Annotated in this window: 22 protein-coding genes; 12 read left to right on the top strand and 10 right to left on the bottom strand. The window is 72.3% G+C overall.

Features of this window, described 5'->3' with window-relative positions; translation table 11 throughout:
- Positions 1 to 113: 113 nt before the first annotated feature.
- Both ACLQ2T_RS25455 and ACLQ2T_RS25450 read left to right on the top strand, forming a co-directional pair.
- A complete protein-coding gene (locus tag ACLQ2T_RS25455) occupies positions 114 to 965 on the top strand; it encodes a DUF308 domain-containing protein (protein WP_425768878.1) in 852 nt (283 codons plus the stop codon).
- Between the two features lie 174 nt (positions 966 to 1,139).
- Complete coding sequence (locus ACLQ2T_RS25450; RefSeq protein WP_425768877.1) at positions 1,140 to 2,552, top strand: alpha,alpha-trehalose-phosphate synthase (UDP-forming); 1,413 nt, start codon at positions 1,140 to 1,142, stop codon at positions 2,550 to 2,552.
- A gap of 30 nt (positions 2,553 to 2,582) precedes the next feature.
- On the opposite strand, the gene ACLQ2T_RS25445 is transcribed toward ACLQ2T_RS25450, so the two are convergent.
- The 6 genes from ACLQ2T_RS25445 to ACLQ2T_RS25420 form a co-directional block, all read right to left on the bottom strand.
- Positions 2,583 to 3,380: an alpha/beta hydrolase gene (locus ACLQ2T_RS25445; protein ID WP_425768885.1), complete on the bottom strand. Its 798-nt coding sequence runs from the start codon at positions 3,378 to 3,380 to the stop codon at positions 2,583 to 2,585.
- 23 nt (positions 3,381 to 3,403) lie between these two features.
- Entirely contained in the window at positions 3,404 to 4,810 is a 1,407-nt protein-coding gene (locus ACLQ2T_RS25440; RefSeq protein WP_425768876.1) for a flavin-containing monooxygenase, read from the bottom strand.
- A 92-nt stretch (positions 4,811 to 4,902) separates the two neighbouring features.
- The gene (locus ACLQ2T_RS25435) at positions 4,903 to 5,613 is read right to left on the bottom strand and encodes an endonuclease/exonuclease/phosphatase family protein (RefSeq protein ID WP_425768875.1); all 711 of its coding nucleotides are present in this window, start codon (positions 5,611 to 5,613) and stop codon (positions 4,903 to 4,905) included.
- A gap of 1 nt (position 5,614) precedes the next feature.
- Positions 5,615 to 6,571, bottom strand: coding sequence for an ROK family glucokinase (locus ACLQ2T_RS25430; RefSeq protein ID WP_425768874.1), 957 nt, complete (start codon positions 6,569 to 6,571; stop codon positions 5,615 to 5,617).
- A 61-nt stretch (positions 6,572 to 6,632) separates the two neighbouring features.
- A complete protein-coding gene (locus ACLQ2T_RS25425; protein ID WP_425768873.1) occupies positions 6,633 to 7,310 on the bottom strand; it encodes a hypothetical protein in 678 nt (225 codons plus the stop codon).
- Positions 7,311 to 7,351: 41 nt separating this feature from the next.
- Positions 7,352 to 7,807 (bottom strand): SRPBCC family protein, encoded by a 456-nt coding sequence (locus ACLQ2T_RS25420; protein ID WP_327024782.1) that lies wholly within the window; start codon positions 7,805 to 7,807, stop codon positions 7,352 to 7,354.
- A 149-nt stretch (positions 7,808 to 7,956) separates the two neighbouring features.
- Here ACLQ2T_RS25420 and ACLQ2T_RS25415 point away from each other — a divergent pair, with 149 nt between their 5' ends.
- The 5 genes from ACLQ2T_RS25415 (at position 7,957) to ACLQ2T_RS25395 (ending at position 14,845) form a co-directional block, all read left to right on the top strand.
- A complete protein-coding gene (locus ACLQ2T_RS25415; RefSeq protein WP_425768872.1) occupies positions 7,957 to 9,756 on the top strand; it encodes an AMP-dependent synthetase/ligase in 1,800 nt (599 codons plus the stop codon).
- Positions 9,757 to 9,770: 14 nt separating this feature from the next.
- Positions 9,771 to 11,465, top strand: a complete 1,695-nt coding sequence (locus ACLQ2T_RS25410; protein WP_425768871.1) for a GAF domain-containing sensor histidine kinase — start codon at positions 9,771 to 9,773, stop codon at positions 11,463 to 11,465.
- 7 nt (positions 11,466 to 11,472) lie between these two features.
- Complete coding sequence (locus ACLQ2T_RS25405; protein WP_007072219.1) at positions 11,473 to 12,141, top strand: response regulator transcription factor; 669 nt, start codon at positions 11,473 to 11,475, stop codon at positions 12,139 to 12,141.
- A 162-nt stretch (positions 12,142 to 12,303) separates the two neighbouring features.
- The gene (locus ACLQ2T_RS25400) at positions 12,304 to 13,113 is read left to right on the top strand and encodes an SAM-dependent methyltransferase (protein ID WP_425768870.1); all 810 of its coding nucleotides are present in this window, start codon (positions 12,304 to 12,306) and stop codon (positions 13,111 to 13,113) included.
- Complete coding sequence (locus tag ACLQ2T_RS25395; RefSeq protein WP_425768869.1) at positions 13,106 to 14,845, top strand: putative bifunctional diguanylate cyclase/phosphodiesterase; 1,740 nt, start codon at positions 13,106 to 13,108, stop codon at positions 14,843 to 14,845. The genes ACLQ2T_RS25400 and ACLQ2T_RS25395 overlap by 8 nt, the downstream gene beginning before the upstream one ends.
- A gap of 21 nt (positions 14,846 to 14,866) precedes the next feature.
- Here ACLQ2T_RS25395 and ACLQ2T_RS25390 read toward each other — a convergent pair whose 3' ends face one another.
- The 3 genes from ACLQ2T_RS25390 to ACLQ2T_RS25380 form a co-directional block, all read right to left on the bottom strand.
- Entirely contained in the window at positions 14,867 to 15,991 is a 1,125-nt protein-coding gene (locus ACLQ2T_RS25390) for a glycosyltransferase family 4 protein (protein ID WP_425768868.1), read from the bottom strand.
- Positions 15,991 to 17,247, bottom strand: coding sequence for a M48 family metallopeptidase (locus tag ACLQ2T_RS25385; RefSeq protein ID WP_425768867.1), 1,257 nt, complete (start codon positions 17,245 to 17,247; stop codon positions 15,991 to 15,993). The genes ACLQ2T_RS25390 and ACLQ2T_RS25385 overlap by 1 nt, the downstream gene beginning before the upstream one ends.
- A 155-nt stretch (positions 17,248 to 17,402) precedes the next feature.
- Positions 17,403 to 19,001: an NYN domain-containing protein gene (locus ACLQ2T_RS25380; protein WP_425768866.1), complete on the bottom strand. Its 1,599-nt coding sequence runs from the start codon at positions 18,999 to 19,001 to the stop codon at positions 17,403 to 17,405.
- Between the two features lie 127 nt (positions 19,002 to 19,128).
- On the opposite strand from ACLQ2T_RS25380, the gene ACLQ2T_RS25375 reads away from it, so the two are divergent.
- The 5 genes from ACLQ2T_RS25375 to ACLQ2T_RS25355 all read left to right on the top strand — a co-directional run bounded on the left by ACLQ2T_RS25375 (position 19,129) and on the right by ACLQ2T_RS25355 (position 24,687).
- A complete protein-coding gene (locus ACLQ2T_RS25375; protein ID WP_425768865.1) occupies positions 19,129 to 20,883 on the top strand; it encodes a DEDD exonuclease domain-containing protein in 1,755 nt (584 codons plus the stop codon).
- 129 nt (positions 20,884 to 21,012) lie between these two features.
- On the top strand, positions 21,013 to 22,803 hold the full coding sequence (locus ACLQ2T_RS25370) for a RelA/SpoT family protein (RefSeq protein WP_425768884.1): 1,791 nt from the start codon (positions 21,013 to 21,015) through the stop codon (positions 22,801 to 22,803).
- Positions 22,804 to 22,873: 70 nt separating this feature from the next.
- Positions 22,874 to 23,416: an NUDIX hydrolase gene (locus tag ACLQ2T_RS25365; protein WP_327024773.1), complete on the top strand. Its 543-nt coding sequence runs from the start codon at positions 22,874 to 22,876 to the stop codon at positions 23,414 to 23,416.
- Positions 23,417 to 23,493: 77 nt separating this feature from the next.
- Positions 23,494 to 24,363, top strand: coding sequence for a sugar phosphate nucleotidyltransferase (locus ACLQ2T_RS25360; RefSeq protein WP_425768883.1), 870 nt, complete (start codon positions 23,494 to 23,496; stop codon positions 24,361 to 24,363).
- 36 nt (positions 24,364 to 24,399) lie between these two features.
- The gene (locus tag ACLQ2T_RS25355; RefSeq protein ID WP_327024772.1) at positions 24,400 to 24,687 is read left to right on the top strand and encodes an Lrp/AsnC family transcriptional regulator; all 288 of its coding nucleotides are present in this window, start codon (positions 24,400 to 24,402) and stop codon (positions 24,685 to 24,687) included.
- A gap of 232 nt (positions 24,688 to 24,919) precedes the next feature.
- Here ACLQ2T_RS25355 and ACLQ2T_RS25350 read toward each other — a convergent pair whose 3' ends face one another.
- Positions 24,920 to 25,606 carry a DUF4142 domain-containing protein gene (locus tag ACLQ2T_RS25350; protein WP_425768864.1) on the bottom strand — a complete coding sequence of 229 codons (687 nt, stop codon included), beginning with the start codon at positions 25,604 to 25,606 and terminating at the stop codon, positions 24,920 to 24,922.
- Positions 25,607 to 25,788 lie beyond the last annotated feature (182 nt).

Here is a 25,788-nt window from a genome sequence, read left to right as displayed (position 1 = left end):
ACAAGGCACTCCCCGAACCTGGTCCGGACGTGTCACGATTCAGAGCACGGCGTGTGAGTGGCGCCCAGGGCTGGACGCGGGGCGCGCCGCGGCGCGATGAGGAGGATGGTCCGGTGTCAGCGGGTGGAGCCCGTCGGGGACGACGGGACAACGGGATCGACGCGAGCGAGTACGCCGTGGCAGGCGACGTCGACCCGCGCGTCGGCGAGCACCTGCTCGACGTGCTGGCGGCCGGCGGCATCGCCGCCTATCTGCAACCCTCGGCGGATCTGAACCCGGTCACCCGCACCACCACGGTGCCTTCTCGACCGGTCGACCGGCTCTACGTGGACCGCTCGCACCTGAGCACCGCCCGGGACTACCTCCACCAACTGTCCGACGAGAATCCGCCCGGGGCCGCCCCCAAGGAACCGGACATCGACGCCGAGTGGGCCCAGATCGTCGCCGGGTTCCACAACTCCCCCGGCGCCGGGGCGCACCCCTGGCCGGCTGCGGAGGACGTGGATGACCCGCCGGGTCGCCCCGGTGGCACCGCCACGGCGACACTGCCGAGCACCGACGAGCCGGCCGGACCGACCACCACCACCCCGCTGCGCCGGTTGCCGTACGCGGGGGACATCTCCGGTGTCTCCGTGGGGCGTGGCCCCCGCGACGGGGACGGCCCCTCGCTGCTGGACGGCCTGGACACCTTCGGCGCGGACCTGCCGGACGACCCGGACGCCGACGAGCGCTACGTGCCGCCGCCGCCCCCGCCCCTGCCCCGGGTCTCGAAGTACGCCGCCGCCGGGGTGCTGGCGGTGGTGTTCGGGTTCGTGCTGTTCCTCTTCCCGGACCTGGTCCCGGCCGACCGGGGGGTGGTCACCCTGCTCGGGTTCACCGGCATCCTCGCCGGCTTCGTCACCCTGGTGTGGCGGCTGCGCCCGGGCGACGAGGAACGCGATCCCGACGACGGGGCGGTCGTCTGAGCCGTCGCGCTGCAGCCGCCCGGATACCGGGACGGAGACCGCCTGCTCCGGGGCATGTAACAGTGGTGTAACTTACTGTCAGTAGGAATACCGTAGAACGTCACGTCACCCCCCTGACTGCCCCGGTTGTTCCTCCTCGTGGCGGTCACTCCCCTGCTGATCGGAATGCCCGAGATGCGACAGAGTTCCCTCGTGGTGGTAGCCAACCGCCTCCCCATCAACGACAACGTGGCGCTCGACGGCGCCTGCGAATGGCGACGCAGCCCCGGTGGACTGGTGAGCGCCCTGCACCCCCTGTTGAGACACACCCCGGCCACCTGGGTCGGCTGGGCCGGCGGGACCGGCCCCGCGCCCACCCTGCCGGACGTCGACGGGGTGCGTATGCACACCGTCCCCCTGACCAGCGAAGACCTGCGCGACCACTACGAGGGCTTCGCCAACGCGACCCTCTGGCCGATCTACCACGACGCGGTCGAGCAGCCCGAGCATCACCGGCGCTGGTGGGACGCGTACCAGCGGGTCAACCAGCGCTTCGCCGAGGCGACCGCCCAGGTCGCCGAGGCCGGCGCGGTGGTCTGGGTGCAGGACTACCACCTGCAACTGGTGCCGGGGCTGCTCCGCGCCCTGCGACCCGACCTGCGCATCGGCTTCTTCCTGCACGTGCCGTTCCCGCCACCGGAGTTGTTCATGCAGTTGCCCCGTCGGGCGGAACTGCTGCGCGGGATGCTCGGTGCGGACCTGGTCGGCTTCCAGCGGGCCCAGGCCGCGCACAACTTCTCCCAACTGGTGACCAAGGTGCTGGGACTGCCGGCCACCGACCGGCGGATCGCGGTCGAGGACCGGATGGTGCGCATCGGGGCCTTCCCGGTCTCCATCGACACCAAAGAGATGGCGGCGCTGGCCGGACGGCCGGAGGTGTCCGACCGGGCCCGCCGGCTGCGCCACGACCTGGGCAGTCCGGAGCAGGTGATCCTCAGTGTGGACCGGATGGACTACACCAAGGGCATCGAGCAGCGACTCAAGGCGTACAGCGAACTGCTGGCAGGCGGGCACGTCAAGGTCCGCGACACGGTCCTGGTGCAGGTGGCGGTGCCCAGCCGGGAACGGGTCGGCCAGTACCAGATCCTCCGCGACCGGGTCGAGCGCGAGGTCGGACGGATCAACGGCGAGTTCGGTCGGGTGGGTGAGCCCGCGATCCACTACCTGACCCAGCCGTTCGACCGGACCGAACTGGCCGCCCTCTACCGGGTGGCGGACGTGATGGCGGTGACCCCCCTGCGGGACGGGATGAACCTGGTGGCCAAGGAGTACGTGGCCGCCCGGGTGGATGACGACGGTGCCCTGCTGCTCAGTGAGTTCGCCGGGGCCGCCGCCGAGTTGTCGCAGGCGTACCTGGTCAACCCGCACGACCTGGAGGGGCTCAAGCAGGGGCTGCTCGCGGCCCTGCGGGCCGAGCCGGCCGATGTCCGGGCCCGGATGCAGGCCATGCGCGCCCACCTGCGGGAACACGACATCCGGGCCTGGGCCCGGTCCTACCTGTCCACACTGGACCAGAGCGGCTCGCTGCTGACCCGGCTCGGCGGCTGACGGCGGCGGACGGGGTCCGCCGCCGTCCCGTCAGGGTCGGTTGGGCTGCTTGAGCAGCCAGTCCAGGATGGCGTCGATCGGCTCCTGCCATCGGGCGTCCAGCATCAGGTCGTGTCCCATCCCCGGAAAGAGCAGGGGAGCCGAGCCGTACCGCCGGGCCGTGCGGGTCAGCGCCGCCGCCGGCACCACCCGGTCGTCCGGGCTGCCCAGGACCAGCACGGGCGGACGGCCCACCGTCGGCTCCGGATCCGCGCCGGTCAGCAACTGCCACTGGGCCCGCCGGGCGGCCCGGCCCAGCCGGGCGGTGTGCCGCCGGGCGTCGGCCTCGGGCAACTCCCGGCTGAACAGCTGGCTGCGACTCAGCCGCAGCCCGCCGCCGAACACCGCCGGCAGGGTGCCGAAGGGGTTGTGGCGCAGCGCCGCCCCCAGGTTCGCCCAGCCGCCGAGGACCGGAGCCACCAGCACCGCCGCCCGGGCCGGGTAGCGGGCCAGGGCGTGCGCCACCACCAGGGCCCCGGCGCCGTGCCCCACCAGCACCGCCTGGCGGGGCAGGCCCGCCGCCGCCTGGACCACGTCGTGGGCGTACGCCCGCAGGTCGGCATCCGGGGCCGGGCCGCTGCCACCGTGCCCGCGCAGGCTCACCGCGTAGGCCGGGAAACCCCGGGCGGCGGTGTGCCCCAGCCAGTGCTCGGCGTACGCCCAGGCGCCGTGCCCGAAGCCGGGTACGAACAGCAGCGGTGGATGCCCCTGCTCCAGTTCCGGGACGACGCTGAGCACCTCACGCCGGACCGGGCGGACCGGACGCGCCCACTCCCGACCGCGCACCATCCGTGGCCGCGCACTCAACTGCGTCACTTGCCCTCCAGGTCGCGCAGCGCACGCTCCAGGGCGCGCAGGTAGTCGACATGACCGACCTCGAACCAGTGCCGGGTCGAGTCCTTGACCCGACCCGAGTAGCGCTCGCCCGCCCTCGAGGTCACCCGGGCGGCGAAGGCGGCGGCGCGTTGCGGGCGGGTCATCCGGCTGTGCAGCAGGCGGGCGAAGAGCACTGCCTGCCAGTGCACCAGTGGGAAGAGGCCGGAGTCCGGTTGGAGCAGGCCGGCGACCGCCAGGGTCGGATAGTTCGGGACGAAGGCGTTGAGCCACAACCGGGGACGGCCCACCCCCTCGTCGTCGCCGAGGATCTTCGCGTCGAGGAACTCGAAGCGCGGCAGGTAGCCGGTGGCGAAGATGACGAGTTCCGGGTCGATCTGTCGGCCGTCGGTCAACTCCACCGAGTGGGGGTGCAGCCGTGCGATGTCCGGCACCGGGGTGATCGCGCCGTGGCCGACGTGGTAGACGAGTTGACTGTTGGCGATCGGGTGGGTCTCGTACACCCGGTGGTCCGGCTCGGGCAGGCCGAAGCGGGTCAGGTCGCCGACGGTCAGCCGCAGGGTGCGGTGGTAGAGCCACTGCCGCAGCCACAGCGGCACCCGCAGGGCCAGCAGGGTGTCGTTGACCTGGTCGGCCGGGCGACCGAAGACGTACTTGGGGGCGTACCAGTAGCCCCGCCGGGTGGAGTGCCAGCAGTGCGACGCCTGCTGGGCGGCCTCCACGGCGATGTCGCAGCCGGTGTTGCCGGCGCCGACCACCAGCACCCGTTTGCCGCGCAGCTGCGCCGGGTCCTTGTAGGAGGAGGCGTGCATGACCTCGCCCCGGAACTGCTCCAACCCCTCGTAGCGGGGCAGCTTGGGTGACCAGTTGTGCCCGTTGGCGATCAGCACGGCGGCGTACCGGGAGGTGCGTTCGGGGCCGTAGCCGCCGGTGCTGCGGGTGGTGACGTCCCAACGGTCGTCCGCCACCGGTTCGATCCGCACCACCTCGGTGCCGAACCAGATGTGCCGACGCAGGTCGAAGTGGTCGGCGTAGCGCTCGAAATAGGACAGCAGTCGGCTGTGGTGCGGGTAGTCCGGCCAGTCGTCCGGCATCGGGAAGTCGGGGAACTGGGTGAAGGGCCGCGACGAGATCAGGTGGGTACTGGCGTACACCGGGCTGCGGTCGTGTCGCCAGTTCCAGGCGCCGCCGATGCCGGTCTCGCGCTCGTAGCAGTCCACACCGAAGCCGTGCTCGGCGAGGTTCTTGATCGCGGTGAGGCCGCTGGCTCCGGCGCCGATGACACAGACGGTGTCACCCCGGTCGGAGACCGGGCGACCGTCGTGGCTGCGGGCTAGCGTGGTCGTCTCCGGATCGGGCCGGCCGTGCTCGGTGGGGGTGGGCACCGGGGATCTCCTTCGTCTCGGCACGCATGCCGGGTCGCGCGAAATCTTCTCCACATCCGCGCGGTATGTCCAGCCCGCCCGAGCGCCGCAGGTCAGCCGGTTGTCGGTAGGAGCAGATCGACGACGATCGGGAAATGGTCGCTGGCCCGCCGGGTCAGGGGGGTGTCCAGCACGTCGTAGTCGACCACGGTGATCCGGGGGTCGACGAAGACCGCGTCGATGCGCCGCCGTGGGTTCGCGCAGGAGTAGGTGAGCCGGTCGGCCCGGTCCGCGGCCACCGCGGCGTCGGTCAGTCCGTCCGCCAGGACGCACCAGGCCGACCCGTCCGGGTCGTCGTTGAGGTCGGCCGCCGCGATCACCGGCCACGGCGCGGCCTGCACCTCCTTCTTGAACAGTCTCGCCTGCTCCGGCCGCTCGACCGGGTCGGTGGCCAGGTGCGATCCGGCCACCGTGAACCGGGCGCCGGTGCCTACCAGACAGTCGGCGTACGCGGCACCACGCATGTGCCGGCCGGGGGTCAGCGGGAACCGCTGGTGGCGTACTTCGGTCACCCGTACCCGCAGGTTGACCAGCAGCAGGTTGCCCAGCGACGGCAGTCCACCGGCGGCGACCACCAGACCCAGGGAGGCGGCCAGGGAGGCGGACTTGGACCGCCACCCGAAGCGGCGTGGTCCCTCCTGGACGATCAGCACATCCGGTGCCAGCTGGCGGGCGACCGAGGCCAGGGCGGTGGTGTCGTCGCGTTGGCCGTGCACGTTGTAGGACACGACGCGCAGCGGCACCCCGGGGGCGGAGTCGGCCATGTCAGATCCGCCGGGCCAGGTCGGCCGCGCCGATGACTCCGGCGGCGTTGCCCAGCTCGGCCGGGCGGATCTCGGCCACCGGCAGCCGGCTGCGCTGGGCCAGCGACTCGGTGTAGGACCGCCGGGTCGGGCCCATCAGCAGGTCACCGGCCTCGATGACGCCACCGCCGATGACGAGCACCTGGGGGTCGAGCATCTGGGCCATGTCCGCAAGGCTGGTGCCGAGCCAGCGCCCGACCTGGGCGAAGGCCTCCGTGGCGACCGCGTCACCGGCCTTGGCCGCGGCGGTCACCATCGGACCGGTGATCGCCTCGGCCTCGCCGGCCGCCAGTTCCAGCAGCGCGGTCGCCCGCTGCGGTTCCTGTCGGGCCGCGGCCCGGGCGAAGCGGACCAGGGCGCTGCCGCTGGCGTACTGCTCGATGCAGCCGAGCCGACCGCAGCCGCACTGGTGTCCGTCCGGGACGGCGAGCATGTGGCCCAGTTCGGCGGCGATGCCGTTGGCGCCGCGGACCAGGCCACCGCCGAGCACGATGCCGCCGCCGACGCCGGTGCCGATGGTGAACATGACCATCGAGTCCTCGGCGTGCCGGGCCGCGCCGTAGCGGAACTCCGCCCAGGCGGCCACGTTGCCGTCGTTCTCGACGATCACCGGCAACCCGACGGCCGTGCTGACGTACGCCCGCAACGGCTCGTCCCGCCAGGCCAGGTTCGGGGCGAACAGCACGGTGGAGCGGCTGGCGTCGATCCACCCGGCCGCCCCGATGCCGACCGCCTGGATGTCGTGCCCGGCGGCCAGTTCGGCGACCAGTTCGATGATGACGTCGCGGGTCTTGCCCACGTCGTCGGCGGGGGTGTCCCGTCGGGTCTGCACCAGCACCGTGCCGGTGTCGTCGACGACACCGCCGGCCACCTTCGTGCCACCCACGTCGACTCCGATGGTCAGCGTCACCGCTGCCACTCCCCTCTGCTGTGCCCCGCGCACACCTGCTCTGGGCCGGTGGTGCGGGTGGTCCCTGAAGTCAGGCGTCGTCGCCTGGTGCGCCCTGCTGCTCGGCGCCGGTGGGCACCGCGGCGTCCGAGGACACGACCCGGTCGTCGCCGTCCGGGGTCCGTGAGGTGGGCACCGCCGGGCGGCCGACCTCCGGCGTCGGGCCTGCGGCGTCCGCGACCGGCCCGGCGGCGTCGACGGGCGGGACGGCCGGGACGGCGCCGTCCTCCGCCCGCGTGGCGGTGGTCCAGACGTCCCGATCCGGTGCCGGCTGAGAATCATGCCCGGTACGGGTCGCCTCGCGCCACACGTGGTCACCATCGGGGCCGGTGCCCGGTTCGTGATAGGGGCCCTCGGGGGTCTCGGTGGGGGCGAAGGCCCGCAGGAAGCTGGCCAGGCCGGCGGCCAGGTCACCGGCACCGGTGGCCAACCGCTCCGCGAACTCCGGACTCGGATCACGTAACGCGGCGATTCCTCGGCAGACCGGGCAGACACAGCATTCCGCCGTACCGGTGGCGAAACCCGCAGCGGTGGCCTGGTCGGACGAGTCCGACGCGCCGTTGTGACCGAGGACACTGGTCACCATCCCGCCGAGTGCGCCCAGGGGTCCCCCATCGGGGCTGGCGGCGGCCAACCGCGCGCTGGCCAGCAGAGTGGCGACCAGCCGCTCCGCCTCCTGCCGGGCCGAACCCGGATCCGTTGCACCCATCGTGGGCTCCTCTGCCGTGAGCGACCGCGCCGTCGGACGCCTCAGTGCGCCGAGCCAGATGCTTCTACCCGGCGCTTGAGCTGCTTCAACGCGGCATCCATGATCATTTTCTCGGCCTTGCGCCGAAACATCCCCAGCATCCCGACCGCGAGCTCCACCTCCAGGGTGTAGGTCACGGTGGTGCTCCCGTCGGCGTTGCCGACCAGGTCGTACGAGCCGCGCTGGAGCTTCTGCATCTTCGACGGCGCCACCAGGTGCCACTCGATGCGGGACAGGTCCTCGGCGTAGGCGTACTCCAGCACGTACTCGTCGGCCATCACCCCGGCGTCCAGGACGAAGCGGACCTGACTGGCGTAACCGTCCTCGTACTCCTCGATGACCTCCGCCTGGCGCACCGCGTCGGTCCAGCGGGGATAGCTCGGGAAGTCGCAGATGACCGCCGCCACCTGATCCGGTGACGCGCCGATGATGATCGACTGGGTGGAGGAGTCCGCCATGGGGGGAGGCTACCCCGCCCCGACCGGGCGGTCGCGCCGCGCCGCCCCACCTGCGATGTGCTGGCCGAGGGTGGGCCAGGTAGGTTTCGGAATGAGCAGACCCGCCGGTGGCGCCCCCGACCGGCCAGTGCAAGCACGAGGGAGTGCAGGTGCGCGAGTTCTCCGTCCCGCCGATCGTCACCGTCGGCGATTCGGCCAACCTCACCGATCCCGTCTGGGACAACGCGGAGGTCGCGCCGGACGCGGTGCAGTTCCTCCGCCGTGACTCCAACGGGGCCCTGGTGGAGGTCACCTGCCGCCAGTTCCGCGACGAGGTGATCGCGGTCGCCCGTGGCCTGGTCGCCACCGGCATCAAGCCCGGCGACCGGGTGGCGCTGATGAGCCGCACCCGCTACGAGTGGACCCTCGTCGACTACGCGATCTGGGCCGCCGGCGCGGTGACCGTGCCGGTCTACGAGACCTCCAGCGCCGAACAGGCCGCCTGGATCCTGGCCGACTCCGGCGCGGTGGCCGCCGTGGTGGAGACCACCGCCCACGCCACCCTGCTGGCCGGGGTCCGGGACCGGACGCCGGAGCTGGCCAACACCTGGCAGATCGACCTGGGCGGGGTCGACGACCTGGTCAGGGCGGGCGCGACGGTGGAACCCGCCGAGATCGACCGACGGCGGGCCGAACTGCTCTCCTCCGCGGTGGCCACGATCATCTACACCAGCGGCACCACCGGCCGACCCAAGGGCTGCGTGCTGACCCACCGCAACATGTACACCGACATCGCCAACGCGGTGCCGGTGCTGCCGAACCTGTTCGGCCCGAACGCCTCCACCCTGCTCTTCCTGCCCCTGGCGCACGCCTTCGCCCGGCTCATCCAGATCGGTGTGGTGCAGGCCCGGGCCACCATGGCGCACTGCCCGGACGCCAAGAACCTGGTCGCTGAGCTCCAGGAGATCAAGCCGACCTTCGTGCTCTCCGTGCCCCGGGTCTTCGAGAAGGTCTACAACGGCGCCAAGCAGAAGGCCGAGGCCGCCGGCAAGGGCAAGATCTTCGCGCGGGCCGAGGCGGTCGCCATCGCCTACAGCGAGGCCCTGGAGACCCAGGCCGGGCCCGGCCTGGCGCTGCGGGTCCAGCACGCCCTCTTCGACAAGCTGGTCTACGGCAAGCTGCGGGCCGCCCTCGGCGGGCGCTGCCGCGACGTGATCTCCGGCGGGGCACCCCTCGGTGCCCGACTCGGGCACTTCTTCCGGGGTGTCGGAGTGACCGTCTGCGAGGGGTACGGGCTCACCGAGACCTCCCCGGCCGCCTCGGCTAACCTGCCGGGCCTCACCCGCATCGGTACGGTCGGTCGGCCGCTGCCCGGGGTGACCATCCGGATCGCCGACGACGGCGAGGTCCTCATCGCCGGTGACATCGTCTTCCAGGGGTACTGGCGCAACGAGGAGGCCACCGCCGAGGCGATCAGCCCCGACGGCTGGTTCGCCACCGGCGACCTCGGTCAGCTCGACGGCGACGGCTTCCTGACCATCACCGGCCGGAAGAAGGAGATCATCGTGACGGCCGGCGGCAAGAACGTCGCCCCGGCCATGCTGGAGGACGAGGTGCGGGCGCACCAACTGGTCAGCCAGTGCGTCGTGGTGGGCGACCGGCGGCCGTTCATCGCCGCCCTGATCACCCTGGACGAGGAGGCGCTACCGGCCTGGTTGGAGTCGGTCGGCCTGCCCGCCGACACCAGCGCCGAGAAGCTGCGCGAGCACGACGGGCTGCGCGCGGAGATCCAGGGCGCGGTGGACCGGGCCAACCAGTCCGTCTCCAAGGCCGAGGCGATCAAGGTGTTCCGGATCCTGCCCCAGGACTTCACCGAGGCCACCGGCGAGCTGACCCCCTCGCTGAAGGTGAAGCGCCAAGTCGTACACAAGACGTACGCGGCGGAAATCGCGGACATCTACCGCGGCTGACTACGATCCGTCACGTGTCCGCCTCGACAACCGCCCTGGCCCGTTCCCATCCGCTCGCCTCGGCGACCCGGGTGGTCGTGCTCGCACTGGTCGCCGTCCTGACCCTGCTGGCCACCCGTGACCTGACCCAGCTCTGGTGGATCGTGCTGCTGGCGGTCGCCGGTATGCCGGCCTCGCTGGCCCCCGAGCACTGGCTGATCGGACCGATCAGCCGGACGGCGGAGGTGGTGGTGCTGGGCCTGGCGGCGAGCCAGGTGGCGGCGGTGGCCACCATCGGGGGACACATCGACGGGCTCGGGGCCTCCGCGGTGCTGCCGTACCTGGCGGTGCCGGTGACGGTCACCGCGCTGCGGCGCCGCTTCCGCGAGGGGGCCCTGCTGATCGCCACCCTCGCGGGCACCCTGCTGATCGCCGGCGGGTTCACCCTGGTCGGCGGGGTCCGGCAGCTGACCCAGACCGGTTACCTCGTGGTCTGCGCCCAGTGGCTGATCCTGGCCGTACTCGGCCTCTACGCGGCACAGACCCTGCACCGGGTGATGCAGCTGCGAAACGACGCCAAGCCCCAGCCGTACGCCGAGGCGACCCGGCTGCTGACCCAGCTGCGTACGGTCGCCCGCCAGCTGCCCGGCGCGACCCTGGACCCCGGTGGGATCTCCGAGCACCTGCTCGAGGAGTTGCGCACGGTGGCCCGTACCGACCGGGGGGCGGTGCTGTCCGCCAGCGGCGGGGGGCGGCTGGTGGTGCTCGCGCAGATCGGCGCGGACCGGGTCGACTGGGAGACCACCCTCGACGCGGACTCCGCCATCGCCGACGCCTGGGCCAGTCAGCAGCCGCAGACCGCGGCCCGATCCCAGTCCCGGTCCCACCGGGGCGGGGAGGTCTCCGCGCTGATCGTGCCGCTGGTCGCCGGGGTCCGTACGGTCGGTCTGGTGGTGTTGGAGGCCGACGCCGGGCACGCCTACCCGCCCTCGGTGACCGCCGAGGTGACCGGGCTGACCGGCCCGGCGGCGCTGCGCCTGGAGGCCGCCCTGCTCTTCGACGAGGTGCGGTCGCTGGCCACCAACGAGGAGCGGCAGCGCCTGGCCCGGGAGATCCACGACGGGGTGGCCCAGGAACTGGTGATGGTCGGCTACGGCATCGACAACGCCCTGGCCACCGTGCACGAGGACACCGAGGAGACCGCCGAGAGCCTGCGCACCCTGCGGCAGGAGGTCACCCGGGTCATCACCGAGCTGCGGTTGAGCCTGTTCGAGCTGCGCAGCGAGGTGGACCGGCACGGGGGCCTGGCCGCCGCCATCGCCGAGTACGCCCGCACGGTCGGCGCCTCCGGCGGGCTGCGGGTGCACCTGTCACTCGACGAGTCCACCGCCCGGCTGCCCGCCGCCACCGAGGCCGAGTTGCTGCGCATCGCCCAGGAGGCGGTGACCAACGCCCGCAAGCACGCCGGCGCCGCCAACCTCTGGGTCACCTGCGAGGTGGATCCCCCGTACGCCCAGATCGAAGTGTCGGATGACGGTCACGGCATAGGTGACCAACGTTCCGACGGGCACTATGGGCTTGCGATCATGGCCGAGAGAGCGGAACGTATCCGGGGCCGGTTGGAGATCCGACCACGTCAACCCAGTGGGACGACCGTAGCGGTGGTGGTCGGCTCGTCGCCCCGGCGCGATAACCTTCGCGGTAGCGCCGCCGCAGCAGAAGGGGAGTAACCCGAGGATGACCACAAGTCCGACACCGGCTACCCGTACCAAGGTCCTCCTTGTCGACGACCACGACTTGATCCGGAAAGGCCTGCGGCACGCCTTCGAGCGCGACCGGCAGTTCGAGGTCGTGGGTGAGGCTGCCACCGCGGCGGAGGGAGTACGGCAGGCCGGCGCGTTGCAGCCGGATGTTGTGATCATGGATCTGCGGCTGCCCGACGGCAGCGGCCTGGAGGCCACCCGGGCGCTGCGCAAGTCCAGCGCCTCGATGGGCATCGTCGTGCTCACCATGTACGCGGGCGACGACCAGCTCTTCGGCGCCCTGGAGGCCGGGGCCAGCGCCTTCGTGCCGAAGACCGCGCCGGCCGACGAGGTGGTCGCCGCCGCCCGGCACGCCGCCTCCTCCCCCAGCGCCTTCACCGCCGCCGACCTCGCCGAGGCGATGAAGCGTCGACTGGCCCCCTCCGGCCCGCAGCTGTCGCCGCGCGAGGGTCAGGTGCTGCGGCTGCTGGCCGACGGCATGAGCGTCGCCGGCATCGCCAAGCAGTTGTTCGTCAGCGAGTCGACCGCCAAGACCCACATCTCCAAGCTCTACGAGAAGCTCGGCGCGGCCAACCGGGCCCAGGCCCTGATGACCGCCCTGCGGCTCGGTCTGCTGGAAGCCCCGGACGCACCCAAGTTCTAGGTAACCCAGAGTGCACGGATGATCCGTGTCCGTCACCGTGCGGGCACGGATCATCTGTATCGACCGCCATCTTGCGACACACTATGGTTTCGGTGACGAAAGTGGGGCAGAATCCCCGCCTGGGCGCTGACGCCCGACATGGTGTGCGGAGGAGACAGCAGGATGCAGCGGCCGGACTGGGCGCCCGAGACGATCGATGTCGAGCGGCCCAGCGTCGCTCGGATGTACGACTACTACCTCGGCGGTTCGCACAACTTCGCGGTGGACCGGGCGGCGGCCCAGGCCATGGTGGCCGCGGTGCCGGAGGCCCCGCTGATGGCCCAGGCCAACCGCGCCTTCCTGCGTAGGGCCGTGCAGTTCCTCACCGAGGCGGGCGTCCGGCAGTTCCTGGACATCGGTTCGGGCATCCCCACCGCCGGCAACGTGCACGAGATCGCCCAGCGGCACGCCCCCGACTCCCGGGTGGTCTATGTCGACGTCGACCCGGTGGCGGTGGCCCACAGCCGGGAGATCCTGGCCGGCAACGAGGGCGCGACCGTGATCCAGGAGGATCTGCGCCACCCCGAGCGCATCCTCAGCCACCCCGAGGTACGCGCCCTGCTCGACTTCTCCCAGCCGGTCGCCGTACTGGTGGTGGCGGTGCTGCACTTCGTCGGCGACCAGGACCGGCCGGCCGAACTGCTGAGCACCCTGCGGACGGCGCTGGCTCCGGGCAGCTACCTGGTGCTCTCCCAGGCCAGCGACGACGGCCGCAGCGAGGCCGAACGCGCCGAGGCGCAGAAGGTCTACCAGCGCACCGACAACCCCCTGTGGGTACGCAGCCGGGCCGAGCTGACGGCCTTCTTCGAGGGGTTCGATCTGGTGGAGCCCGGGGTGGTGTGGGTGCCGCAGTGGCGTCCGGAGACCCCGGACAGCGTCGAGGACGCCGAGCGGGCGGTCTTCCTAGGTGGGGTCGGGCGGCTCGGTGGCTGAGCCGGCGGACGACCTCGCCCGGGTGGGGGTGTTCGCTCGGGCCTGGGCCAAGGCGCTGACGGGCACCAGCTACTTTCCGCTGACCCACGCCCAACTGGAGACGCTGTTGCAGCGGCTCACCGATCAACTGGCCGAGGCGCTGCGGACCGAACCGCTGGACCTGCGCGCCGGGCATCGGGTGGCCGCCGAACTGGTCGCCGCGCACATCGCCTCCGCCGAGGCCCTGGGTCGTACCGTCGAGGTGATCCAACTCCGGCTGGTCCGCGACCTGGACCTGGTCGCGGACGACGTCGCCGACCGGATGGCCCGGCTGATCGCGGCGATCGCCACCGGCTACGCCCGCGCGCTGCGCGACCGGACCCTGGACGAGCAGGAGGCGATCCGGCGGGCCGCGCAGACCGCCCGCGCCGAGGCGGAGCGGGCGCTGCGGGCCAGCGAGGCCCGCTTCCGGCATCAGGCCACCCATGACCCCCTCACCGACCTGCCCAACCGGACGCTGTTCGCCGACCGCCTGGCCTCGCTCTGCGCCGGAAATCCCGCCGGTGACCACCGGGTCGGGCTGTGCTTCCTGGACATCGACCGGTTCAAGCGCATCAACGACTCCTACGGCCACCAGATCGGCGACCGGGCCCTGGTGGCGGCCGCGCAGCGGCTCAGCCGCGCCGTGGAACCCCACCTGGTGGCCCGCCTCGGCGGGGACGCCTTCATGATCCTGGTGGAACGCTCCACCGGCACCGGGGACGTGGTGGCCGTCGCCGAGTCCGCCCTGGCGGCGATGGCGGAGCCGGTGCTGGTCGGCGGGCATGACATCACGGTCACCGCGAGCGTCGGTGTGGTGGAGCGGCGGGTGGCCGGCACCACCCCGGACGACCTGCTGCGGGCGGCCGGCAGCACCCTCCAGTGGGCCAAGAACGCCGGTGGCGCGGGATGGGCCCTGTACGACGCCGAACGCGACGGCCGGGAACAGGCCCGGCAGGCGTTGAGCGCCGCCATCCCCGGCGGGCTCGAACGCGGCGAGTTCTACCTCGACTATCAGCCGCTGACCTCCTTGCAGGACGGTTCGATGCTCGGAGTCGAGGCACTGGTGCGCTGGCGGCACCCGCAGTTGGGGGTGCTGCGTCCGGACCGCTTCATCGGGTTGGCCGAGGAGACCGGCCTGATCGTGCCGCTGGGCTCCTGGGTGCTCGCCGAGGCCTGCCGGGAGGCGGTCGGCTGGTCGGCCGGCACCGGGGAGCCCCCGTACGTCAGCGTCAACCTGGCGGTGCGTCAGGTCCGCCGTCCCGACCTGGTGCAGGAGGTGTGCGGTCTGCTGCAACGCACCGGCCTGCCACCGGACCGGCTCCAGTTGGAGATCACCGAGAGCATGATGATGAGCAGCGCCGAGCAGCCGGTGCGGGCCCTGCGGGCCCTGGCCGACCTCGGTGTCCGGATCGCCATCGACGACTTCGGCACCGGTTACAGCAACCTGGCGTACCTGCGGGACCTGCCGGTGACCGAGCTGAAGGTGGCCGGGGAGTTCGTCCGGGGGCTGCGCGCCCCGGAGGCCCCTGACGAGCGAATCCTGGCCTCGCTGGTCTCGCTGGCCCACGCCCTGGACCTGACGGTGACCGCGGAGGGGGTGGAGACCGTGGGGCAGGCCGAACGGCTGCGCGCGATCGGCTGTGACGCGGGTCAGGGCTGGCACTTCGGCCGCCCCGCCCCCGCCGAACACATCCTCGCCCGCCTCCGCTGAGGCAGGGCCCGCCTTGACGGTTCAGCCGTGCAACAGGGCGCTCAGGCGTTCGGCCTGGGTCTCCCAGCGCCACTCGTCTTCCACCCAGGCCCGACCGGCCGCGCCGAGGGTACGGGCCAGGTCCCGGTCGGCCAGCAGGGTGCCCACCCGGTCGGCGAGTTCGGCGAGATCCCGACCGTTGACGACATAGCCGGTCTCCCCCTGCCGCACCGCGTCCGGCGCACCCCCGGAGTCACCGGCCACCACGGGCAGGCCGGTCGCCGACGCCTCCAGGTAGACGATGCCGAGCCCTTCCACGTCCAGCCCTCGGTTACGGGTACGGCAGGGCATGGCGTACACGTCACCGGCGGCGTAGTGGGCGGGCAGTTCCGCCGCCGGCACCGAGCCGGTGAAGACCACCTCCCGTTCCACGCCGACCTGGCGGGCCAGCCGGGTCAGGGTCGCCCGGTACGGGCCGCCACCGACCACCAGCAGGGCCGCGTCGGGCACCCGGCGGCGAATCAGCGGCATGGCCCGGATCAGCATGTCCTGGCCCTTGCGGGGCACCAGCCGCGAGACACAGACCACCACCGGCCGGTCGGCCAGCCCCAGCCGGTGTCGTACCCCGGAGCCGTCGACCCCCGGGTGGTACAGCTCGGTGTCCACGCCGGGGGCCAGCCGCCGCAGCTCGGTCACCCCGTCCAGGGCCCGGGCCAGCCGGGTGCGGGTGTACTCCCCCAGGTAGGTGACCACGTCGGTGCCCCGGCCGATGCGCCGCAGGGCGGTCCGGGCCAGCGGCAGCGCAGCCCAGCCCACCTCGTGCCCGTGGGTGAGGGCGACCACCCGGCGTACGTCGGCCCGGCGGCGCAGTCCCGCGGCGAGCAGGCCCAGCGGGGCGGCCGCACCGAACCAGACCTTGTCGCAGTCGTACTCCCGGGCCAGCCGGGCCGCCCGGCGGGCCACCAGCGGGGTCGGCAGCAGCATCCGGGTGCGCTCGCGGATCACCTCGAAGGGCTGGTCGGCGTCGAACTTGTCGGCCTCCGGCCAACTCGACGCGTACACCACCACCGAGTCTGTCGGCTGGCGTACCGCCAGGTTGTGAACGAACGACTGGATGCCGCCGGGTCGGGGCGGAAAGTCGTTCGTGACCAGCAACGTGCGACCCATCAACCGGCCTTTCTGGCGTACGCGCGGGCGGCGGCGATCCGCTCCACGGTGGAGGGGTGGGAGGCCGAGTAGAGGTACTCCCAGCGGGGTGGATCCGGGTCGGAGAGGTTGACCGAGGACAGTCGCCGCTGCATCGACTCGTAGGCGGCCGGGTCACCGGTGAGGGCCAGCGCGTGCGCGTCGGCGCGGGCCTCGATCCGCCGCGACATCAGGGCCTGCACCGGGGTGAAGACCAACCCGGCGACCGTGACCAGGGCCAGCAGCAGCCCGAAGGCGCGGGGCTCGGCGATCGAGTCGACCCCGGCCAGGCGCAGCAGCGGCGGCCAGGAACCGATCAGGTAGAGCGCCACCACGGCGGCTGCGGCGCCGAGGGCACCGGTGAGGGTACCGACCGGCACGTCCCGGTCCTTGGCGTGACCGAGTTCGTGGGCCACCACGGCTGCCACCTCGGCATCGGTGCCCTCCCGCAGCAGGGTGTCGTAGACCACGACCCGGCTGGTCGGGCCGTACCCGGACACGTAGGCGTTGACCGCCCGGGTACGCCGGGAGGCGTCCGCGACCAACACGTCGCGCACCGGTACCCCGTCGCGGGCGGCCAGGTCCATCAGCTGGGTGCGCAGCGGACCCGGTTCCATCGGGCTGAACCGGTTGAACACCGGCTCCACCAGCACCGGCAGGACGAAGGACAGCAGCGCCACCAGGATGGCCGCCCCGGCCGCCCCGAAGGCCCACCACCAGCGGGGGGCCAGCCGCACGATGGTGTAGAAGCCGAGCAGGGCCACCGCGCCGATGACGGCACTGATCGCGTACGACTTGAGCAGGTCGACGGCCCAGCCGCCCCAGCCGTTGGTGGCCAGGCCGTACCGGCTGAGCACACTGTGCCGCCAGGCGGCCAACGGCAAGGTCACCAGGTCGGCCACGAGCACCACGGCCAGCCCGCCGAGGATCGCCTGCGCCGTCCAGTGGTCGCCGAAGGGGCGCCCGGCCAGTTCGATCAGGCGACTGCCCAGCGGGGTCAGCCCCAACAGGAGGGCCACCAGCAGACCCAGGCCGAGCCCCGTCCAACTGCCGGGGCGCAGCGCGGAGCGGAACTGCCGGGCCCGTTCCACCTGGTCGGCGGGGAGTTCCCGGAGGGCGGCCAACTGGTCGGCGCGGGGGGCCGGTGGGCGGTGCCACGGGATCAGCACCAGCGCCGCCACCAGCAGCGCCAGGCCGAGACCGGCAAGGGTGAGCACCGCCCAGCCGCGCGGGCTCACCGCGGCACCCCGCCCGGTCGCGGCGACCCGACGCAGCGACCGGTTCGGAACCGGCCGTCCGCTGTGCGCCTCATTCCGTCGCTCCTGTCGCCATGGGACGCCAATCCTATTGCCCGACCCGCCCACTCCCCACGCGAGTGGATCACAGGGGTCGATCAGGACCGGGACAGGCGACGCAGCAGGGAGTCCGCGCCGAGCGGGTAGGCGCCGTGTCGGCGTACCCCGTCGGCGACCTCGCGGTCGGAGGAGACCACCACCACCGGGCGGCCCGGCGGCTCGGCCCGGACCAGCCGGCGGATCAGCTCGTCGGCGGTCTCCCCCTTGCGGGAGAAGAGCACCCGTACCCCCCGTGGGGTGGGTGGCAGCCCGTGCATCCGCTCGGCTCCGTCGAAGACGACCGTGACCTCGTCACCGGTCTGCGCGGCGATCCCACCGAGGCCGGTGATCAGCCGCTTGCGCTGCTGTTCCAGGGACATCTCCCCGAAGCCCCGTTTGGTGACGTTGTAGCCGTCGACCACCAGGTGGGCGCGGGGCAGGGCGAGCAGTTGATCCAGCCGGGCCGGGTCGTCGGTGTCCCGGGCGCGGGTGGCGGCCCCGCTGGGGGTGGCCGTCGAGGAGTCCGCGAAGGAGTCCGCGACGAAGTCGGCCGGCAGCTTCTCCACCGGGTCCAACGCCAACTCCCGGCGCAACCCGACGGCGGCCTGGGAGATGGTCTCCAGCAGCAACCACAGGCGGGCGTCGTCGACCGACCGGGCTTCCTTGGCGCTGGCCCGGGCCACCCCGGCCGCCGCCTCGGCCTCGGCCAGCCGGGCCCGGGCCCGACGCAACTCGGCGTCCGCGTCCGTGGCGGCACGGGCGGCGCGGCCCCGCTCCGTGGCCAGCAGCTCGGCCGCCTTGCGTTCGCGGGCCTGACTCTCCCGCAGCGTACGGGCCAGCTGGCGGGACTCCTCGCGTAGTTGGCCCAGTTCCTCGCGGACCCGGGCCAGTTCGTCGCGCAGCTTGTCGGCCTCGACCCGGGCCACCGCGCGGTCGTGTTCGGCCCGGGTCGCCCGCTGCTCGGCCTGGCGCACCAGTTCGGCCACCACTGCGGTGTCCGCCTCGGCGCGTACGGCCGCACCGCTGGCCTCGATCAACTGCCGCCACCCGCGGGGCCGGGCCAGGTAGGCCAGGGCGGCCACCTCCACGGGGTCGGCGGCGGCGGGGGCGGTCCCCTCGATGACGGCGGCGCCCAGGTCACCGGCGTCGGCCAGCACCCGGGCGGTGACCCGCTGACGCAACAGCGGATCGGCGGCGAGTTGGGCGGCGATCACGGAGGCGCCCAGGCGGGCCCGCCGGTTGGGGGCGAACTTGGCCACCCGACGCAGCGGCACGGGCACCTCGTCGGCCGGCAGGCCGGGCAGCACGGCGGCGGTGAGGGAGACGATCCGCTGCCGAACCGACTCCGGCAGGACCGGCTCCGGCTCCGAGGTCTGCTCCCCCTCAGCGCCTGCCTCCGCCCCGGGCGACTCGCCTGCCTCAGCGCGGGAGGACTCGGCTGTCTCCGCGCCAGGCGAATCGGCTGTCTCCGCGCCGGGGGACTCGGCTGTCTCCGCGCCGGGGGACTCGGCGGATTCGCCATCGGTGGTGATCTGCGTGCCGGGTGGCTGCGCCGGATCGGCGACGGCGGGGTTCTCAGCGGCGTCACCGGCGGCCGGCACCGCGACGACCTGCTCCTCCTGAGGGAGGTTGTCGTCGTGCGGCTCGGTGAGGGGCATGTGGCAAGTCTCCCACCGCGACCGGGCCCACCGCCCGGTGAGTGAGCCGATCTCTCATCCTAGACCGGTGGTGGCGAATGAGACCGGTGGGGCGCGAGTGTCGGACCGGCCGGTTACCGTGCCGCCGATGGCAGCACAGGAGTATCTCCAGCCGACGCTTGCCGGGCTCGACCCGGCCACCGAGGGCGTCGACCCGGCCCTGCCGCTGTATGCGACGACCTTCGTGGTGGTCGATCTGGAGACCACCGGTGGGGCACCGGACGGCGGCGGCATCACCGAGATCGGCGCGGTGAAGGTACGCGGCGGCGAGGAGTTGGGGGTGTTGGCCACCCTGGTCAACCCCGGGGTGCCGATTCCGCCCTTCATCACCGTGCTGACCGGCATCACCGAGGCGATGGTGCTGCCCGCGCCCCCGATCGAACAGGTGCTGCCGAGCTTCCTGGAGTTCGTCGCCGATGCCGTGCTGGTGGCCCACAACGCCCCGTACGATGTCGGTTTTCTCAAGGCCGCCTGCGCCCGGCACGGCTACCGGTGGCCGAACCCCCGGGTGTTGGACACCGCCGCCCTGGCCCGGCGGGTGCTGCTGCGCGACGAGGTGCCCAACCGCAAGCTCGGCACCCTGGCGGCCTACTTCCGGGCCGGCACCACCCCGACCCACCGGGCGTTGGACGACGCCCGGGCCACGGTCGACGTGCTGCACGGGCTGATCGGGCGGCTCGGCGGGCACCGGGTCGACACCATCGGCGAGGCCATCGAGTTCACCCGGGCGGTCACCCCCACCCAGCGCCGCAAACGTCACCTGGCCGATGGGCTGCCCCGCTCCCCCGGGGTCTACATCTTCCGAGCCGCCGACGACCGCCCGCTGTACGTCGGCACCTCACGGGACATCGCCACCCGGGTCCGCAGCTACTTCACCGCGGCGGAGAAGCGGGCCCGGATCTCGGAGATGCTGGCCGCGGCCGAGCGGGTCGAGGCCCTGGAGTGCGCCCACTCGCTGGAGGCGGAGGTCCGTGAGCTGCGGCTGATCGGGGCACACGCGCCGCCGTACAACCGGCGGTCGAAGTTTCCGGAGCGGGTGGTCTGGCTGAAGCTGACCGACGGGCCGTACCCCCGGCTGTCCGTGGTGCGGGAGATCTCCCCTCAGGACCGCGCCTACCTGGGGCCCTTCTCCTCCCGGCGGGCCGCGGAGCTGGCCGCCGCCGGCTTTCACGACGCGGTGCCACTACGCCAGTGCACCCACCGGTTGTCCCTGCGTACGGTCACCCCGGCCTGCGCCCTGGCCGAGCTGGGCCGTTGCCCGGCACCCTGCGAGCACCGGATCACCCCCCAGGAGTACGACTCCGTGGCGGTCACCCCGTTCGCCGAGGCCACCACCGGCGACGCCCAGCCGGTGGTGGAGGCCCTGCTGGCCCGGATCGAGGCCCTGGCCGCCGGGCAGCGCTACGAGGAGGCGGCCGTGCTGCGGTCCCGGTTGGCGGCGGTGCTGCGGGCGACCGTACGCATGCAGCGGCTCGCCGCCCTGACCGGGATCGCCGAGCTGGCCGCCGCCCGGCCGGCCGACGGCGGCGGCTGGGAGCTGGCGTTGGTCCGACACGGTCGACTCGCCGGGGCGGGGGTCAGTCCACCCGGGGTCCATCCTCGACCCACCCTGGCCGTCATCCGGGCGACCGCCGAGACGGTGCCGGCCGGGCACGGTCCGGTCCCCGCAGCCACCCCGGAGGAGTCGGAACGGATCCTGTCCTGGCTGGAACGACCGGAGACCCGGCTGGTGGAGATGTCGGCCGGTTGGGCCTCCCCGGTACGCGGCGCGGCTCGCTTCCGTGACCTACTGACCAAGGCCGAGAGCGCAGCGTCCCATCAACTCTGGTCCGAACGCCCATGAGCAACTGTCCGATCGGACTACGTCGACTCACTTAGTCTGTTATGGGAGTGCAGTCCTGCCCGTTTCGAGGTTCTGCTCCCGGTTGTCGATCCGCCGGCTTGCCGGAGCGGAAGTGAGGGGGTGTCCCACGTGGACGTCGACGCCGGACGCGGCGGCGCCCTGAGGGGCGCACTACCCGCCCAGCCAGGTGAACTGCCGCTAGCCCGCCGCCTCCGGTCGCTGCTGACCTGGCCGACCACCGACACCGAACCGGTGGGCCACCTGGTCCGCACCCACCGCAGCATCCACGCGGGTGCCGACCCGGCGGTGCTGCGCCGGTCGTACACCATCGCGGAGAACATGCACCGCGGCCAGTTCCGCAAGAGCGGGGAGCCGTACATCACCCATCCGCTGGCGGTCGCGCAGATCTGCGCCGAGCTGGGCATGGACACCACCACGCTGGTCGCGGCGCTGCTGCACGACACCGTGGAGGACACCCGCTACACCTTGCAGGCCCTCGCCGAGGACTTCGGCCACGAGGTGGCCCACCTGGTCGACGGGGTGACCAAGTTCGACAAGGCGTTCTACGGCCAGGCCGCCGAGGCGGAGACCATCCGAAAGATGATCATCGCGGCCGGTAAGGACGTCCGGGTGTTGATCATCAAGTTGGCCGACCGGCTGCACAACATGCGCACCCTGGGCGTACGCTCGGCGGCCTCGCGGGAACGCATCGCCCGCAAGACCCTGGAGGTGCTGGTACCCCTCTGTGACCGGCTGGGCATCCAGACCCTGAAACGGGAACTGGACGACGTGGTGCTGCTGCACCTTCAGCCGGAGGAGCACGCCCGCATCGCCCGCCACGTGCACGACCGCCCCGGTTGGGAGAACTACCTCGCCGACGTGGTGGCCAAGGCCAAGGTGGCGCTGCGGCGCAGCCGGGTGGACGCCAAGGTGGCCCCCCGGCCCCGGCACCTCTACTCGATCTGGAAGGACACCGTGGCCGGCGGTCACACCGTCCCGTACGACCTGCCCCGCATCACCATCGTGGTGGACGGTCCGGCCACCGACTGCTACGCGGCCCTCGGCGCCATCCACGGCCTCTGGCGGCCGGTGCCCGGCCGGTTCAAGGACTTCATCGCCTCACCGAAGAACAACCTCTACCGCTCCCTGCACACCAGCGTCTGCGGCCCCTCGAACCGGACGGTCGAGGTGCTGATCCGCACCGAGGAGATGCACCGCTCGGCCGAGTACGGGGTGGCGGCCGACTTCCGTTTCCCCCGCCCCGGCGCGACCCCGACGGCCTGCGCGGAACAACTCGACTGGCTGCGCCGGGTACTGAACTGGGAGCAGGGCGCGGCCGATCCGGCGCAGTTCCTGGAATCGTTGCGCAGTGACCTGGCCGAGGCCCAGATCCAGGTGGTCACCGAGGGTCGGCAGATCGTCCTGCCGGCCGGGGCCACCCCGGTCGACCTGGCCTACGAACTGGGCACCGACCGGGGCGAGCGATGTCTGGCCGCCCGGGTCAACGGTCGACTGGTGCCGCTGTCCTCCGCCCTGGAGGAGGGCGACGTGGTGGAGATCTTCACCGAGACCGACGAGGAATCCTCCCTGGACGCGGAGGTGGCCCCCCGAGGCCCACGCCGCGAGTGGCTCGGCTTCGTCAAGTCGCCGCACGCCCAGATGCAGATCAACCGCTGGTTCGCCGAGCACAGCGAGCCGGGCATCTCGATCAGTGACAAGGTCCGGCTGGGCCGGGCCACCATCGGGCTCGCGCTGCGTCAGCACAACCGGGGACTGGCCAGCGACCTGCCGCTGCTGCGACTGTCGGAGGAACTCGGCTACCCCGACCTGGAGACCCTGCTGGTCGCGGTCTTCGACCGGGTCCTCGAACCGGACGCCGTCGTACGCCAACTCATCGACCTTGTCGACCATCGACAGTGAAGTAAGCACGGACAGTGACGCGCCGGGCGCCCCGGGCGCGAAGGGGTCTCGTGGCCACTAGCCTGAAGCCATGATCCCCCGCTCGCGTCGCATCGGGCGCGCCGCCGTCTACCAGATCTTCTACCGGCTACCCCTGCCGGTGCGGCGTCGGCTGGTGCGCCTGGCCGTGCCGAAGTACATCGTCGGCGCGGTCACCCTGGTGCACGACAGCGAGGCCGAGGGAGCGGGACGGCTGTTGCTGCTGCGCCAGCCGCCGGGTCGGGGCTGGTCGCTGCCGGCCGGACTGCTGCAACGCGGCGAGAACCCCGCGGTGGGTGCGGCCCGCGAACTGCACGAGGAGGCCGGGGTACGACTGCCGCCCACCCGCCTGACCCCGGCCACCCCCAACGCGGTGGTCCATGCCAAGGGCTGGGTGGACATGGTCTTCATCGCCGAGGTGCCGGCGTCGAGTACCACCCTGACGGTGGACGGGGCGGAGGTCTTCGAGGCCGCCTGGCACCCCCTGGACGACCTACCCAAGCTGACCTGGCCCACCGCGCGACTGCTCGCCTACTACGACATCGGCCCGCTGGCCGGGCAGTTCCCGCCACCCCTGCCGGACACCCTCCCGTGACCCACCCGCCCACACCGGCCGCCTCGGCTGCGCCGGTGGCAGCGGCCGTCAGCCTGCCCAGGGAGGGCTCCGAGCCGGTGGCCGGCTACGACGGGGACCTTTGCGCGATCGTGCTGGCCGCCGGAGAGGGCACCCGGTTGCGCCCGCTGACCGAACGGCTACCCAAGGCGCTCTGCCCGGTGGGCAACATGTCGCTGCTGGATCGCGCGCTGGCCCGGCTGGCCGGGCTCGGCCTGACCGGGCCACAGCGGGTCGCCGTCAACGCCTGCTACCTCGGTGACCAGGTGATCGACCGGGTCGGCACCCGAGCCCACCTGTCCGTGGAGCAGGGTGCCCCCCTCGGCACCGCAGGCGGGGTGGGTAACCTGCGGGACTGGATCGCCGGCCGGGGCGTACTTGTCGGCAACGCCGACGCCTACCTGGCCGATCCGACCTCGCCACCCGGGCCCGACATCGCCGCACTGTTGCACGGCTGGGACGGCGACTCCGTACGCCTGCTGGGCCAACCGGCCCCCGACCCGAAGGCGCCGGGCACCTTCGACGGGCACCTGTTCACCGGCTTCTCGCTGCTGCCCTGGCGGCTGGTCCGGCAGTTGCCGCCGACCTTCGGTGACCTGGTCCGGGCCCTCTGGCGGCCGGCCGAGGCCGCCGGCCGGTTGACCGTGATCCCCTACCGGGGCACCTTCTACGACACCGGCACCCCGGCCGACTACCTGGCCGCGAACCTGCACGCCGCCGGGGACACGAGCCTGATCGATCCCACCGCGACCATCACCGGCGACTGCCACCACTCGGTGATCGGGGCCGGTGCCACCGTACGCGGCACGGTGACCCGCTGTGTGCTCTGGCCCGGTGCCACCGTCGGCGCCGACGAGCGGCTGCACGAGGTGATCCGGGTGGACGACGACCTCACCGTCCCTGCGGCTGACCCGTCTCGCGGGCCCTAGCATGGGCCTGGAACACCGACGAACGGAGAACCTCCAGTGATCACCGCGATCGTGCTGATCGACTGCGCCACCGACGCGATCCCCGAGGTGGCCGAGGCCCTGGCGAATCTGCCCGGGGTGAGCGAGGTCTACTCGGTGGCCGGGCACGTGGATCTGATCGCCATGGTCCGGGTCCGCGAGTTCGACCAGATCGCCCAGGTGATCGCGGGCAGCATCTCCAAGGTGCCCGGGGTGCTCAACACCGAGTCCCACATCGCCTTCCGCGCCTACTCCCGCCACGACCTCGAAGAAGCCTTCGCCATCGGCCTAGCCGGCGCCGACTAACCCCTCACCCCTCACCCCTCTCCCTTCCCCTCCCACCCCTCCTCCCTCCCAGCTCCGCGATCTTGCACTTTTGGTCGCCGAAATGCACACTTTATCCGGCTTTGCACCGACAGAAAGTGCAAGATCTGCCGCAGAGAGGCGGTGGGGCGCAGGGCGGGGGGCGGGGGGCGGGGGGCAGGGGCGAGCCGGCCCAGCCGGGGTGGGCTGGGCCGGCTTTGCGTACCGATCGGCGTCAGCTCTGCTGCGGCACCGGGGTTTCGGTGATGGTGTCGCTCGGAGCCGGGGACTCCTCGGTGGAGGTCCCACTCGGGGCCGGCGTGGTGCCACCCGGAGTCGGCGTGGTGCCGCCCGGGCTGGGCGTGCCGCTGGCGCTGGCGCTGGCGCTGGCCTCCGGCACCGGGATGCCGAGTTCCTCAGCCAGTTGCACCAAGGCGTCGTAGTGCGCCTGCAGGACCGGCAGCGCGGTCTGCGCCAGCTGGACCACCTGGGCCTCGGTACCCTGCGAGATCTCCGTCTGGGTGGCCTGGATGGACTGCAGGTGACCGGCCAGCCCCTGGGTCACCCAGAGCCGGTCGAACTCCTCACCACTGGCGTTGTTCAGCTGGTCGAGAGCCGTCCGCTGATCAGGGGTCGGCTCCTTCGGCAACTGGACGTTGAGCTGCCCGGCCAGGTCCTTCACCTGCTGGTCGAGGTCCTGGTGATCGGTGACGATCATCTGCGCCAGATCCTTGACCTGCTGGTCCTGCGCCTTCTTCTCCGCCAGCTCACCGGCCTTCACCTCGTAGAGGTTGACCTGGTGGACCGCTTGCAGGTACTGGGTGTCCTGCTCCGACGGCTGTGCTGCCTGCGCTGCTGCGGCGGGCGCGACTCCCACCAGCACCAGTGCGGCCAGCAGGCCGAGGCGTTTGATACCCAACATGCTTCCTCCCCGTTGAGACGTTGGACCGCACGGATACCCGGCTGACCGGGGTTATTCCTGCGTTCCGGTGAGGGGCGGGAAGCTCCGCCGAGGCGGGGGAAAGCCGAACAAGGGCGTGGGGCCCCCCCGCAAAAAAACGCGGGCGGCCCCGCACCACAATGGGCTAGTAAAAACATCGGCAT

The sequence above is a fragment of the Micromonospora sp. DT229 genome, assembly GCF_049844505.1.
GTDB lineage: Bacteria > Actinomycetota > Actinomycetes > Mycobacteriales > Micromonosporaceae > Micromonospora.
This window is presented reverse-complemented; position numbering and strand designations above follow the sequence as displayed.